Source organism: Bacillus ectoiniformans, assembly GCF_016908875.1.
GTDB lineage: Bacteria > Bacillota > Bacilli > Bacillales > Domibacillaceae > Bacillus_BX > Bacillus_BX ectoiniformans.
Genome location: NZ_JAFBES010000001.1, coordinates 363,907 through 377,531 on the forward strand (window position 1 = coordinate 363,907; position 13,625 = coordinate 377,531).

15 protein-coding genes are annotated in these 13,625 nt (G+C 42.8%); 3 read left to right on the forward strand and 12 right to left on the reverse strand.

The genetic code is table 11. The features are described from left to right. Positions 1-95: 95 nt before the first annotated feature. From JOC78_RS01820 to JOC78_RS01835, 4 genes are all read right to left on the reverse strand, one after another. Positions 96-1,184, reverse strand: coding sequence for an acetyl-CoA C-acyltransferase (locus tag JOC78_RS01820; RefSeq protein ID WP_204552439.1), 1,089 nt, complete (start codon positions 1,182-1,184; stop codon positions 96-98). Beyond that, positions 1,177-2,679 carry an AMP-binding protein gene (locus JOC78_RS01825; RefSeq protein WP_239586929.1) on the reverse strand — a complete coding sequence of 501 codons (1,503 nt, stop codon included), beginning with the start codon at positions 2,677-2,679 and terminating at the stop codon, positions 1,177-1,179. Before JOC78_RS01825 ends, JOC78_RS01820 begins: the two co-directional genes overlap by 8 nt. A gap of 41 nt (positions 2,680-2,720) precedes the next feature. After that, positions 2,721-3,275 carry a biotin transporter BioY gene (locus JOC78_RS01830; RefSeq protein ID WP_204552441.1) on the reverse strand — a complete coding sequence of 185 codons (555 nt, stop codon included), beginning with the start codon at positions 3,273-3,275 and terminating at the stop codon, positions 2,721-2,723. Positions 3,276-3,380: 105 nt separating this feature from the next. Further along, positions 3,381-3,923, reverse strand: a complete 543-nt coding sequence (locus JOC78_RS01835) for a recombinase family protein (protein WP_204552443.1) — start codon at positions 3,921-3,923, stop codon at positions 3,381-3,383. 683 nt (positions 3,924-4,606) lie between these two features. Here JOC78_RS01835 and JOC78_RS01840 point away from each other — a divergent pair. From JOC78_RS01840 to JOC78_RS01850, 3 genes are all read left to right on the forward strand, one after another. Further along, positions 4,607-6,070, forward strand: coding sequence for a SulP family inorganic anion transporter (locus tag JOC78_RS01840; protein WP_204552445.1), 1,464 nt, complete (start codon positions 4,607-4,609; stop codon positions 6,068-6,070). Positions 6,071-6,090: 20 nt separating this feature from the next. After that, positions 6,091-6,510 carry a universal stress protein gene (locus JOC78_RS01845; RefSeq protein WP_204552447.1) on the forward strand — a complete coding sequence of 140 codons (420 nt, stop codon included), beginning with the start codon at positions 6,091-6,093 and terminating at the stop codon, positions 6,508-6,510. A 148-nt stretch (positions 6,511-6,658) separates the two neighbouring features. Beyond that, positions 6,659-7,279 (forward strand): DUF2238 domain-containing protein, encoded by a 621-nt coding sequence (locus JOC78_RS01850; protein ID WP_204552449.1) that lies wholly within the window; start codon positions 6,659-6,661, stop codon positions 7,277-7,279. Between the two features lie 55 nt (positions 7,280-7,334). Here JOC78_RS01850 and JOC78_RS01855 read toward each other — a convergent pair whose 3' ends face one another. The 8 genes from JOC78_RS01855 to JOC78_RS01890 form a co-directional block, all read right to left on the reverse strand. Beyond that, positions 7,335-7,838 (reverse strand): flavin reductase family protein, encoded by a 504-nt coding sequence (locus JOC78_RS01855; RefSeq protein ID WP_204552451.1) that lies wholly within the window; start codon positions 7,836-7,838, stop codon positions 7,335-7,337. Positions 7,839-7,947: 109 nt separating this feature from the next. Then, positions 7,948-8,403, reverse strand: coding sequence for a hydrogenase maturation protease (locus JOC78_RS01860; RefSeq protein ID WP_204552453.1), 456 nt, complete (start codon positions 8,401-8,403; stop codon positions 7,948-7,950). Then, complete coding sequence (locus JOC78_RS01865; RefSeq protein ID WP_204552455.1) at positions 8,403-9,809, reverse strand: nickel-dependent hydrogenase large subunit; 1,407 nt, start codon at positions 9,807-9,809, stop codon at positions 8,403-8,405. The genes JOC78_RS01860 and JOC78_RS01865 overlap by 1 nt, the downstream gene beginning before the upstream one ends. Continuing rightward, entirely contained in the window at positions 9,802-10,707 is a 906-nt protein-coding gene (locus JOC78_RS01870) for a hydrogenase small subunit (protein WP_204552457.1), read from the reverse strand. The genes JOC78_RS01865 and JOC78_RS01870 overlap by 8 nt, the downstream gene beginning before the upstream one ends. After that, positions 10,707-11,231 (reverse strand): cytochrome b5 domain-containing protein, encoded by a 525-nt coding sequence (locus JOC78_RS01875; protein ID WP_204552459.1) that lies wholly within the window; start codon positions 11,229-11,231, stop codon positions 10,707-10,709. Before JOC78_RS01875 ends, JOC78_RS01870 begins: the two co-directional genes overlap by 1 nt. A gap of 39 nt (positions 11,232-11,270) precedes the next feature. Beyond that, entirely contained in the window at positions 11,271-12,281 is a 1,011-nt protein-coding gene (hypE, locus tag JOC78_RS01880; protein WP_204552461.1) for a hydrogenase expression/formation protein HypE, read from the reverse strand. Continuing rightward, positions 12,260-13,390 carry a hydrogenase formation protein HypD gene (gene hypD, locus JOC78_RS01885; protein WP_204552463.1) on the reverse strand — a complete coding sequence of 377 codons (1,131 nt, stop codon included), beginning with the start codon at positions 13,388-13,390 and terminating at the stop codon, positions 12,260-12,262. The genes hypE and hypD overlap by 22 nt, the downstream gene beginning before the upstream one ends. Beyond that, the gene (locus tag JOC78_RS01890; protein WP_204552465.1) at positions 13,365-13,598 is read right to left on the reverse strand and encodes a HypC/HybG/HupF family hydrogenase formation chaperone; all 234 of its coding nucleotides are present in this window, start codon (positions 13,596-13,598) and stop codon (positions 13,365-13,367) included. Before JOC78_RS01890 ends, hypD begins: the two co-directional genes overlap by 26 nt. Positions 13,599-13,625 lie beyond the last annotated feature (27 nt).

Consider the following 13,625-nt stretch of genomic DNA (forward strand, 5'->3'; position numbering starts at 1 on the left):
ATTTTGTCAAACTTTATTCAAATTTTCGTCAAAAATAAGGAAAAATGAGTAAGAAAAAAAGACCTCACATAGAGATCTATTTCGAAAATTTGGAGTCATACGATTTCAAACAGCACCGCTACACCAATTCCGCCACCGCTGCCGATTGCTGCGACAGCATATTTTGCACCTTTGCGTCTTTGCACTTCATAAAACAGACGTGTGACTAAGACCGCACCCGATGCACTATATGGATGACCGATCGTTAACGCCCCGCCCCGTACATTTAACTTTTCATAGGGAATCGATAATTCTTCCGCACAAGCCACAATCTTGGATGCGAACGCTTCATTAATTTCAAATAAATCAATGTCATTCACTGTTAACCCATTGCGTTCAAGCAGCTGACGGATCGCTGGAATCGGAGCAGCTCCTGGAAAATGAGGGTGAATGCCTGCCACTTCACTATCGACAAAACGAAGCACAGGCTGAAGTCCCTCCGCTATCGCTTGTTTCTCTTCCATGACTAGCACAGCAGCCGCTCCATCATGAATGCCGCAGCTATTAACTGCTGTAACCGTTCCATTTTCTTTAAACACTGGTTTTGCCCGTTTGGCTAATCTTTCAATCGGTCGTTTCTTCACTAGTTCTTCATCTATATCAATAGATTGGATCGGCAGGATCTCTTCTGAAAATAACCCCTGCTCGTGTGCTTCTTGAGTTAGCAGATAGCTTTTAATTGCATACGCATCCTGTTTCTCTCGTGTCACGCCGTATTTCTCTGCCACATTCTCAGCTGCGACTCCCATATCAGGGTCTCCTAGAGTGTCTGGTGAAAATCGAGGTCTCGTCTGCTGAAGAGATGTACTTGTGCTCTCCACTCCGCCAGCTAAGAAACACGTCCCTGCTCCCCCTTGAATTAAATTACAGGCTAATCGGATGGCCTCTAAACCTGCACTGCATTGCCGATCAATTGTTAAACCGGGCACAGAAAGAGGCAGCCCTGCTTCTAATACGGACAGCCTTGCCATATTGCCGCCCGGTCCCACAACATTTCCAAGTATGACATCATTTATTTCCTCCATACCTTCACCCAGTGTTTGCAGTATAGGCGCAGCCAGTTTTTCAGGCATCAGCTTTTGAAACTGCCCATTCTTTTTTCCAATCGGTGTCCGCTTTGCTTTTACGATCACTGCCTTACTCAACAGCTGCCCCCTCCTTTTCTGCCATTTGAATCACCTTTGGCCGATCCACTTTTCCTCCAGCAGTCAGCGGAATGTGATCCATATAGATCCAGCGTCTTGGTATTTTAAAAGCGGCTAATTGATTTTTACAGAGCGTCCGCAATTCCTTTTTAGCTGCCGTTCCTTTAATAACCGCTGTAATGATCTGCCCCCAATATTCATCCTTCATACCAATAACCACAGCTGTTTCTACCTCTGGATGCTGGGATAATACCGCTTCAATTTCCTCCGCGAACACATTGATCCCACCGTACAAAATCATATTTTTTTCCCGGCCAGTTATGTATAAGTAACCATCATCATCGACATAGCCCATATCATCGACCGTACACCAGCCTTCTTGATCTTTGATCGTTTGAACGCCTGATTTTGTGACATATCCTAAAAATATTAAATCGCTTTTAACATAAATTTTTCCTATTTGGTTCGGTGCTGCCTGTTTTCGATCTGGCGTCCGAATTTCAATCTGTACACCTGTACATGGTTTTCCGACAGACCCCGGCTTTAATTGATTGTCACGATTCGTTAAGTAACTGACATAGCTCAGCTCGCTGGCTCCGTAATACTCATACATCGTTAGGCTGGTAAACTGCTCTCTTATCCTTCGCTTCGAATCCTCTTCCCATTTCGCTCCTGACGAAATAATGGTCAACTCTTTTTCAACCGTTCTTCCTTCTCTCAGCAAAGCCTGGATCATCGTGGGAACGAGATAAACCAATGTGATCGGTGCGGAATCGATCACATCGAGTGTTTTAACTTCAGAAAATTTATCTAATAAGTAAACGGTCCCTCCAAGATACAATGTACTGACGGCACCATACAAAAAATGAGAATGAATGAGCGCACCTGGGATCAGTACCTCATCCGTTTCACTTACCCCAAAATCATGTTGTGTGCACCTAAAACTTGCGACCCAAGAATGGTGTGATCGAATAAACCCCTTCGGCTCGCCAGTGGAACCAGAGGTGAATCCCATATAAAAAGGGATACTCCCTTCCACCTCCTGGTAAATGGGCGCGAATCGACTAATGGCTTCACTCACCTCTTCCCAAATGACTGTATGCGCAAAAGAGGATCTAGCCAACTCTACATATTCCGCACTCGCTACAATCATGCCTGGCTCACATAGCTGAAGACGTTTCTCTAATTCAGACTGGCTCCATCTGCCGTCGATTGGCACAGCAACCCACCCGGCAGCTGCCGCACCTGCAAAAACCTGTAAGAATGGCAGGCCCCCATCCATATAAATACCGATCACTTTATTTCGTGCCGATAATGAGCAAAGCCAAGCCGCGGTTTGTCCTACTAAGCGGTGCCATTCTTGATACGTGATGGAATCATTCTTCGTTCGAATCGCTGTTTTATGCGGATGCCATTTCGCATATTTTTCATACGTTGATGTAATCGCGTCCATCCCATACCCCTTTCTGAATGGATAAAAAGGAGACGGCGTCATATCTGCCAGTCTCCTTTCTACCTATATATTTTGTTGCATCATTAGCTAGCTTGCTGCAATTGTCTGGCAATAGCAGGTGCTTTTCTTAATTTGTAAACCAAGTAAGAAGCAAGAGTCGCTTTGATTAAATCACCCGGGATATAAACAAGGCTGATTTTAATTGTTTCGACTAAAGGCAAGTCCATAATGAAAGACTGGACTGGAATGCCGAATAAGTATAATAGAAAAACTCCAGCAGTTAAATTAACAAATAGCACCTTTTTTAAACTTAATTGATCGATGCGAGTAATTAAATAACCAACAATCATCGCTGTCAGCGGATAACCGAATAAATAGCCGGCACTCGGTCCGACAAACACGCTCATTCCTCCACGGCCGCCGGATAATAAAGGCATCCCTGCAGCTACGATTAATAAGAACGTGGCCATACTTATAAATCCTAATCTAGCTCCCAATAATCCGCCTGCTAAGAGAACACCCAGTGTTTGAAGTGTAATCGGAACAGGAGTAAATGATAAAGGAATGGGCGGAATTAACCCTAAAGCTCCCATCGCAGCAGCAAATAAAGCAACATATGTCATATCTCTCGTTTTCATCATATCCTCCTAAAATGATCAGATTATTTTCTGTCATTTTATAATGGAGGAGTTATATTGTCAACTAGATTTTAATTATAGTTTACATTACGAGGATGGACTAGGTTAACTTTCTAAATACCGATATAACGTCGATTTACTGATTCCAGTCGCTTGTTTAATTTCATTTAAACTGAATTGTTTACTTTGATACATTTCAATCGCCCGCTGCACATTTTCATCCGGCTTCCTCGGCCGGCCAGTGACAACACCCTTTTGCTTCGCTTCATTTATCCCCTTTTTCGTTCTTTCACTGATTAAATCACTTTGAAATTCAACCAAGTGTTTGACCACATCACCGAAAGCATACCCATCGGGATTACTTGTATCGATTCCTTCACTAAGTGACTGCATGTAAGCTCCCCGTTCAGCGATTAATTCTAATAGTTCGACTAAATGCCGAGTAGAATCAGCTAATATAAAAAGTTTGGTAACTACGATTTTGTCACCTTGTTTTAATTGTTGAATCATTCGTTTGAGTTCCGTTCTTTTTTTGGCAGAGGCATGCTCCTCTTCTATGAACGCCTCGCAATTCAGCTTTGTAAGCTGCATCCGCTGAAATTCGCATGTTGCGTCTTCTTCATAAGGTCTCATGTATCCAATCAACATGGCTTACTCCCCTAACTGTTCACACATTTTCTTGATTCTCCACTTATCATACCATAGCTTTCGTTCGTTAATTTACAGAATGAACGCCGCGCCCCGGGTGACTAGAATTAGCAACTGGCAGGATTATAAGCTCATTTGGAAAGAATCCCGCCGGTTTTGGAAAGATTATTGGGCAAATCGGAAAGATTTTTACCCATATTAGAAAGATTGAAGTCTCAAACGTGCTCTAATTTAGAGACTGGCAGGATTATTAGCTCTTTTGGAAAGATTCCCGACCGTTTTGGAAAGATTATTGGGCAAATTGGAAAGATTTTTACCCAAAATAGAAAGATTGAAGTCTCAAAAGTGCTCTAATTTAGAGACTGACAGGATTATAAGCTCTTTTGGAAAGAATGTCGCCCGTTTTGGAATGATTATTGGGCAAATCGGAAAGATTTTTACCCATATTAGAAAGAATTTCATCCGAATTAGAAAGATTGGAGCCTGTGCGAAGCCCAAAAATAAGAACTCGCAGGATTCCCACATCTTTAACCACAACTATCATTATTATCATCTAATTAATAGTTTCAAAAGGGTTCCTTTTAGGGACAAATGGTGTTACACTATTTTTTATTGATCCGACTTCCTGACTTTTATGAGAGTGAAAAGTCATCAAATAAAAACAAGATAAGGTGTGTGAACAAGTGATTGAAAAAATAAGAAATGAATGGTTCTCCAACGTTCGAGCTGACATACTGGCTGGAACCGTTGTGGCGCTCGCTTTAATTCCCGAAGCTATTGCCTTCTCCATCATTGCCGGTGTGGATCCGATGGTAGGGTTATATGCTTCCTTTTGTATCGCTGTTATTATTGCTTTTGTAGGCGGAAGACCTGGAATGATTTCAGCAGCCACTGGTGCCATGGCGCTCGTGATGGTTCCTTTAGTAAAGGATTATGGATTGAATTATTTACTCGCTGCGACAATTTTAACCGGAATTATCCAGATTCTATTTGGGGTATTTAAAATAGCTAAATTGATGAAATTTATCCCGAGAGCAGTCATGATCGGCTTTGTGAATTCACTGGCCATCTTAATTTTCATGGCTCAAGTCCCTCACTTTTTAGGGATTTCTAATCTTACTTATCTGTTTGTTGCCATCACATTAGTCATTGTTTATGTGCTGCCTAGATTTATCAAGTCGATTCCAGCACCTTTAATAGCAATTATTTCACTAACAGCTATTGCCATTTACGCGAACTTAGATATGCGGACAGTCGGCGACTTAGGAACGATCACACAATCGCTCCCGGCTTTCTTTATCCCGGACGTGCCATTTACGGTTGAAACGCTGAAAATTATTCTTCCGTATTCGATTGCACTCGCCATCGTCGGCTTATTGGAATCGCTGCTTACCGCGTCGATCGTTGATGATATGACAGATACGGACAGTGATAAAAACAGAGAATCCCGCGGACAGGGTATCGCCAATGTCGCAACAGGCTTCTTCGGAGGAATGGCTGGGTGTGCGATGATCGGCCAATCGGTGATTAACGTTAAATCCGGTGGACGCGGACGCTTGTCGACGCTGGTGGCGGGGCTTTTATTAATGTTTTTAATCATTGTTCTTGGCGACTTAGTTGTCCAAATTCCAATGCCAGTGTTAGTCGGCATTATGATAATGGTATCTGTCGGCACATTTGATTGGTCGTCATTCTCCTATATTAGGAAAGCGCCAATCGCTGATTCGGTTGTGATGCTTACAACCGTAATCATCGTAGTAGCGACTCATGATTTATCTAAAGGTGTCATTGCCGGGGTCATTTTAAGCGCCATCTTCTTTGTAGCCAAGATCTCTAAGATTAAAGTGACGAAACTTCAAGAAGACAATCAAATTACATTTAACGTCGAAGGCCAATTATTTTTCGCTTCTGTGGAAGGTTTCTTAGAGAATTTCGATTACTCGGTTCAAGATCAAAAGGTCGTCATTGATTTTACAAAAGCTCATGTCTGGGATGACTCAGCGGTGGGGGCAATTGATAAGGCAGTGATTAAATACCGTGAGAACAATAACGATGTAAAGATTAAAGGCTTGGATCACGCAAGCAAAAAACTTGTTGAAAAATTGACTGTATCCAATGATCCGAATGCGAATATCGCTGCTCATTAACCCTTAGGAGGAAATCATTTATGTATAAAAACATTCTGCTCGCTGCAGACGGTTCAAAAAACTCGATACGCGCTGCTAAAGAAGCAGTTAAGATCGCCTCTTTAACCGATCAATCCAGTATCGAAATCGTCTTCGTCGCTGACTACGCAAAATCTAAGTCGGACATTCTTCACTCTCAAAGCAAAGAAGAATTAGAGATTGCGAGACGAAAGAAAATCTTGCCGATCGAAGAAGAATTACAGTCTCACAAGCTAGATTATAAGGTGACCATTTTACACGGGGAGCCAGGACCGTCCATTATTGAATATGCGAATAAAAATGGCTTTGAGCTAGTCGTAATCGGCAGCCGCGGCTTAAATGCGTTGCAGGAAATGGTACTCGGAAGCGTCAGCCATAAAGTAGTCAAACGGGTAAATTGCCCGGTGCTTATTGTTAAATAACTGCTCTAAGAGTCTTGAAATGCCACATTTCAAGACTCTTTTTTTGTTCGATTAGACTTATAAATAATAGCCAATTGGAGAACACTATAAGGAATGGACTAATTAAAACATTTTCTTAACCCCTCAGTCAGTTACAGGAGTGAGTCAATTGAAAAAAGACCAACGTACACCCATCCTTGTATTCATATTGTTATCTGTAGCCTCGGTATTCATATGGTCTCTCATTAAACCTGAAGGCTATCTGATCTGGATACTGGAAGTACTGCCTGCAGTCGTTTTATGGATCATCGTCCTTGCTGTCTATAAAAGGTTTCGCTTCACTACGTTATCCTATATAGTGATGGCCGCTCTTTCCATTATGATGTTTATTGGCGCGCATTATACCTATTCACAAGTTCCGCTATTCGATTGGATTAAAGACTACTTCAATTTAAACCGGAACCACTATGATCGCTTCGGTCATTTTCTCAAAGGTTTATTTGCAATTGTCATTAGAGAACTTCTTCTTCGGCTGAGTCCTTTAAAAAAAGGGGCTTGGACTACATTCATTACTTTAAGTATTGCGCTCGCCATCAGTGCTTTGTATGAAATCATTGAATGGGCAGCATCCGCTGTTTCAAAAGACGGTAAAACATCGAAACAGTTTTTAGGCACACAAGGCGACATATGGGATACCCAATGGGACATGACCTTATTATTGATTGGTTCCATCTTAGCCCTCCTGCTACTATCCAAATATCATAATAAGCAATTAAAAAAGCTGGATTAAAAAAGAACCAGATTTCCCTCCCATGCTGAAGAAAATCTGGTTCTTGCTATATCTTTTATTTATCTGTATAAAACTCCGCAGGAATCGGACCGAAAAAGCGACGATGATAAAGCATCGGATCCTTGCTTTGATCAATGCTGATATCCGTCACTTCCCCGATTAACACGGTGTGGTCTCCCGCTTCCACTGCTTTAAATGTTTTGCACTCCAGCACGCCGAATGCTCCTTCAATGATCGGAAGGCCGTTTTTAGACAGGTTCCATTGGCATGAGTTGAAACGATCCGCGCCTTTCGTTGCGAACGTTGTGCAAAGCTCCTGCTGATTTCCAGCTAACACATGAACAGCGAACTTTCCGCCCTTTGTAAACGCCTGAAGAGTAGACACTTTATGATCAATCGACCACAGCACCATCAAAGGATCCAGTGAAACTGAAGCAAAAGAATTGACCGTCAAACCAACTGGCACGCCATCGTCCGTTACCCCTGTAACCACCGTTACACCGGTCGGATAGTTCCCCATGACTTCCTTAAACATCTGTTGTTTTTGTGCTTTCTCCATCTTCATCGCCCCTTTACGTTCGACTACTTCTACTTTACCAAACTATGCTAAAAAAGACGTGAAGCATGCTTCGTTTTTAAGACAGGTCATTTTCTTTTCCTTTGCTGTTTCACTTTTTTCCAATTAAGTCCGTTATCATTTTTTCAGCTTCCTCAAGGATACTCTTCCATTGTTCCTCCAATGTTTGACTAAGCCCCATATGAAAGCTTATTTCATGAGGTTCCACCCCTATGAGATACCCCTTGATTGTTTCTCTTTGCTGATACAGCATTTGAAATAGATGCAGATTATGGATGGAAATATCGAGTGAATGGTGTTCATGTAAGTCCGCAAGCCGATAGAGAGACAGTTCTCCCGCTTGTTTGCCTGAACACACTGCATCAATGATAATAACAAATGCAGCTGACTCGATCTGCTCTATGCAATAATCAATATCTGATTCCCCGATTATATATCGAATGCCAGATGACTGATCCAGCTTTTCCAATTCTTGTACAAGATAAATGCCAATTCCATCGTCCATCATTAATTGATTGCCAATGCCTAGCGCAATGATATTTTCCATTAGAACACCTTAATCGTTTTGACTTGTTTTCCGGGGCTGTATACATGGGTGGCACACGACATACACGGATCAAAAGAACGCAGAATTCTTCCGACCTCAGCCGGTTTGTCATGATTTTGAATAGGTGTGCCAATTAATGCTTCTTCAGCTGTCCCTCGATATCCTAAATCATCCCGAGTGGAAAAGTCCCAAGTAGAAGGGGTAATAATTTGGTAAAACGACAGCTTTTTCTCTTTGATTTTCAGCCAATGTCCTAAAGCGCCTCTCGTCGTATCGACCAGCCCTCTCCCAGCGGCTGTTTCGGGCAATTCATATTTCTTCTGTACATCCACACCAGGGATAATTTGCTGTAATAATATGTTCATGATTTCTGCAATTTTCTTCGCTTCAAGTGCTCTTGCAATGGTTCGGTCCATGGCTGATATGCCATTAGTGTACGCGCCGCTTAGTATTAGCCTGGCGAGCGGGCCTACCTCAAATGGAAGATCATCATACCTTGGCGCTTTCACCCATGAATAGGCTTTTCCCTTCTCTCTATCTGGCTGCGGCACCAATTCGTCGGGCTTGTAGGCAGTTTCTTTTGCTGTGTACCAGGAGTAATCAATTTTTTCTTTAATTTTTCGTTCACCAAAGGGTTCAACAGCACTATTTTTTGATACGAGAGGATCTACATATAACGTTCCCAGCTCTTGATAATTGTTAAAGGAGCCATATGTTAAAAGATTGCCATACCCTCCTCCCAAGCGAAAATATTCAGGATAATAACGGGCAATATCATAGACATCGGGAATCATTTTTTCATTAATAAATAAAGTGATCTGCTGTAAAATCGAATCCAGCTGCACCACTTTTTCCGCTGTGGCTTGCGCAGTGATGCCACCAATAAATACACCATGGTTATGAGGGGCTTTCCCGCCTAATATCGCCAGCATTTGATGAGCTAAACGGCTGATGGCAAGGGAATCAAAGTAATGCTGTGAAATGCGGTCATTGATCGCTTGCGGCACTCTAAAGTCATCGTGGTCTGATTGGAACAGAGGATTTTGATCAATCTTTACGAAATCGGGTACAGTATATTGATAGAAATGGCGAATATGGTTCTGCAGAAACTCACAGCAATGAATAATATCTCTCAAATACCTTCCTTGTTCTTGCGGCTTAATCTTGAGAGCATCCTCTAAAGCTAAGGAGGAGGCCATCGAGTGAGCGCTTGAGCAAATCCCGCATATTCTCTGCGTAAAATAGACCGCGTCAAAGGGACTTCTCCCCACTAACATTTGCTCAAACCCCCGAAATAAATTCCCTGTCGTCTTCGCTTCCACTACCTGATGATTGTCCACCATTACCTCAATTTCCATAAATCCGCTAATTCGAGTCAGCGGATTAATCACGATTCGTTTATTCATCCTTCACCACCCTAGTCGTGTCATAGCTAATAAACGGAGCCATGGCGTCCGGAAAACCAAACTGAGCACATCCGATACAAGGCGTATTATCACCAATTGGCCAGTTCACATGTCCATTCCATTGCCTCGTCGGACAATCCACTCTCGTTACAGGACCTCGGCAGCCAAGCTTAAATAAGCATGTTTTATCGCCTAATTTTTCAGCAAAAATACCCCGGTCGAAAAACGGTCTTCTCGGGCAGCGGTCATGAATGAGCGTACTGTAAAACATTAACGGGCGATCCAAGTTATCTGTATCTGGTTCTCCATATAGTAAAAGATGAGCTAGAGTTCCCAAAAACCAATCAGGGTGAACAGGACACCCTGGTAATTTAATTAATTTCTTACCTGGGAGGACGGTCTGCAACCCCACAGATTCAGATGGGTTTGGCCTAGCCGCAGATACTCCGCCATGAGTCGCACAGGCTCCAACGGCCAAAATATGCGAAGCTTTTTCTCCAAGCATCGTTGCTGCCTGAAGACCGGTCAGCGGCTCGCCTTTCCAGCTTCCGATCACATTGTACAGCCCATTATTTTTTAACGCGACTGCCCCTTCAACAGCTAAAATATAGTCTTCTTCAAGAGCATTCATTAGCTTCTCCATGGCTTGCTCGCCTTCAGCAGCCATTAAGCTGTTGCTGTAGCGAAGATTAACCATTGAATTTAGCATATAGGCAAAGTCAGGGTTATTCCCATTTAACAATGAAATAATATTTCCCGAACACCCATTCAGCTCTAAATATACAAGGTTTTGCTTCTTGATGAGCCCTTTGTCGATATTATTTATAGCTGTATTGGTTAATCTGTTGGCAATGGCTTCATTGGTTAAAGGCTCCGGGGGCAAAACGAATCGTTCCATTAAGCTAACCTCCCCACAACCGGCAGAGTCGCTAATATGGATTGCTGCCCTGCATGGCAGGAAGCAAACTCTGCTGTATAGTCTTTTCCTGCGGTCAGACCAAAATGGGTGGCGGCTGCCCATGCTCTGTTATTTGTGACATCATAAACCGTACCGTTAACTGCCACATAAGCTGGTTTGCCATTTTTCCCGTTATAGGTAGCTAATTCTTCAATTGTGAATACACGCTGGTTTGTTTGCTGCAGAAATTGGTTAGGTGAAGGTGTGATTGGCGGAATTTGCTGTTGATTTGTATTGACTGGAACAGCTGCAGAGTACTGGGAAACCGTTGAATGATTATTTATTCTTGCTTGATTTGCCAATAACTCAGATAGAAAATGGATAGATGAGATGGTATCCCACAGCCGTTGAAGAATGGGCTGCTTCATAGAATAATCTTGCATGGTGGAAAGTGTGTAAATATCATAACGAGCCTGTGTAACAAGATGATTGAGCTGCAGTCTAATTAACTCGGTGTTTTGCATTCTGTCATCTCCTTAAGAGCATTTCCCAATTGGAAGCAGCTAACAAATCCGCGGCAGGAGCATACCTGATAGCCGCTGCAGGCGTCGTGTTGTGCCAATCGGTGTTTTCAGCAGAAGTTTTCCTATCAAATCATCACTCGAAGTCACATGGCCAATCACGCGGGCATTCTTTCCATAGGAATGTTCTTTCATGATGTCTAGCACGATTTGCTCATGACTAGAATCAACAATCACCACTACTTTCCCTTCGTTTGCGAGATATAACGGATCGAATCCTAGAATATCGCACGCTCCTTTTACGTCATTTCGGATCGGTACAGAGGCTTCCTCTACTTCAATGGTAAAGTTAAAGTCCTCACATAATTCCACCAGCGCTGTCGCTAGTCCGCCCCGCGTAGGATCGCGCATGATTCGGATTCCATCAACAAAGTTCATTAACTCTTGAATCATTGGAGTTAATGAAGCACAATCACTTTCAACTTCCGTCATTAACCCAAGTTCTTGTCGCGCGCTTAATATCGAAATCCCGTGATCTCCTACTGTGCCGCTTATAATAACGGCATCCCCTTCCTTATTTTTTTCAGGCTTTAGTTTCCGCCTCTCTTGCAGCAGGCCAATTCCTGTTGTATTAATAAATAAGCCATCAGCACTGCCCTTTTCGACTACCTTTGTATCACCGGCTATAATATTTACTCCCGCTTTTTCTGCTTCAGCCGCCATGCTTTGAGCAATCTTTTTTAAGTCCTGGAGCGGAAACCCTTCTTCTATGATAAATCCCGCAGTTATTGCCCAAGGCATAGCTCCGGATACAGCCAGATCATTAACTGTTCCTGCTATTGAAAGCTTTCCTATGTCACCTCCTGGAAAGAAAAGAGGCTTGATTACAAAACTGTCTGTGGTGACGGCGATCGTTTGCCCTGGCAAGGTAAAAATAGCAGAATCAAGCTGCGTTTGCTTTGAATGGCCAAAAGACTGAACAAATACTTTTTGGATGAGCTGGTGCGTTAATTCTCCTCCTTCTCCATGAGCTAAGCTAATTCGCTGTTCCATCCCTGCCCCTCCCTCATGTACTGATAATGAGCGGCACACGTTCCTTCTGCTGATACCATACAAGGTCCGATTGGCTGAGAGGGTGTACAGCCTTTATTAAACAACACACACGCCTCAGGTTTTATTAAGCCCCGAATGATTTCCCCGCAGCGGCATTTTGTTTTTCGCGGTTCTCCAGCAGACACCTGAAACTTCTTTTTCGCGTCAAACTGTTCGAATTCTTCTTTAAGCACTAATCCGCTGTTTGGGATGATGCCGATTCCCCTCCAGCTTTCATCATGAGGCTCTAAATACTTTTCCAATAAACCTTGAGCAATCAGATTGCCTTCTTCCTTAACAACATATGTATAGTCGTTGAGGATATCCACCTTTTTTTCTAAAAGCAGCCGCAACACCTTATACACCCCGCTAAGCAATTGTACAGGCTCAAACCCTGTTATAACTCCAGGCATGCCATATTCCTCGGCCAGAAATTGATAGCGTTGACTTCCTATAACAACAGACACATGGCCAGGCAATAAAAAACCATCAAGCTGAATGTCTCCTGAATCAAGAAGTGTTCTTAATACTGGCTCTACTAATTTAGTAGTCATCCATACCGTGTAATTATTCAACTGCATTCGCTCTGCCTCTTGAATAGCCAAAACAAGAATGGGAATAGTCGTTTCAAATCCTATCCCTAAAAATATGACCTCTTTATCTGGATTTTCTTTCGCTATTCTCACACTATCCAATGGAGAATAGACGACTCTGATGTCCTTGCCTTCTGTCTTAGCTTTCATTAAAGAACGTTTGGATCCAGGAACTCGCATCATATCACCAAACGTACAAAGGATTCGGTTCGCTCCATCGGATAATTGAATCATCGCATCGATCGACTTTTGATCTGTTACACAAACAGGGCATCCCGGCCCCGCAATTAATTCTATATGATCTTTTAAACTAGCTTTTATTCCTGTTTTAGCAAAAGCCATTGTATGCGAACCGCACACTTCCATTAATACAGGACGTCTTCCTGTTTCTTTTTTAAACGTTTCCGCGAGCTCTTTTACTGCTTTCAGGGAATGCCGGGTTATTGTAAGATCAGAAAACAGGTCCATGTTTAACATTTAGCACGTTCCTCCATTCTTCAAGGCTCTCATTAGCATATGCCTCATCGATTATGGTCATAGCCTGTCCTGCGTGGAGCAGCACATAATCATCAGCCTTCACGTCTGGAACAAACAGTATGCCTACGTACATCTTTGAGCCCATTACATCTACGAGAGCCCTTTGTTCTTCCAAAGTGATCACTTTCGCAGGTACTCCTATACACACATGGCTTCCCCCACTCTTTTATATTGG

Coding starts and splice junctions, on each gene's coding strand:
- JOC78_RS01870 (WP_204552457.1), bottom strand. CDS start 10,707: ATGGAACGATTCGTTTTGCCCCCGGAGCCTTTAACCAATGAAGCCATT.
- JOC78_RS01865 (WP_204552455.1), bottom strand. CDS start 9,809: ATGAATAAACGAATCGTGATTAATCCGCTGACTCGAATTAGCGGATTT.
- JOC78_RS01855 (WP_204552451.1), bottom strand. CDS start 7,838: ATGGAGAAAGCACAAAAACAACAGATGTTTAAGGAAGTCATGGGGAAC.
- JOC78_RS01845 (WP_204552447.1), top strand. CDS start 6,091: ATGTATAAAAACATTCTGCTCGCTGCAGACGGTTCAAAAAACTCGATA.
- JOC78_RS01875 (WP_204552459.1), bottom strand. CDS start 11,231: ATGCAAAACACCGAGTTAATTAGACTGCAGCTCAATCATCTTGTTACA.
- JOC78_RS01835 (WP_204552443.1), bottom strand. CDS start 3,923: ATGTTGATTGGATACATGAGACCTTATGAAGAAGACGCAACATGCGAA.
- JOC78_RS01860 (WP_204552453.1), bottom strand. CDS start 8,403: ATGGAAAATATCATTGCGCTAGGCATTGGCAATCAATTAATGATGGAC.
- JOC78_RS01830 (WP_204552441.1), bottom strand. CDS start 3,275: ATGAAAACGAGAGATATGACATATGTTGCTTTATTTGCTGCTGCGATG.
- JOC78_RS01825 (WP_239586929.1), bottom strand. CDS start 2,679: ATGACGCCGTCTCCTTTTTATCCATTCAGAAAGGGGTATGGGATGGAC.
- hypE (WP_204552461.1), bottom strand. CDS start 12,281: ATGGAACAGCGAATTAGCTTAGCTCATGGAGAAGGAGGAGAATTAACG.
- hypD (WP_204552463.1), bottom strand. CDS start 13,390: ATGTTAAACATGGACCTGTTTTCTGATCTTACAATAACCCGGCATTCC.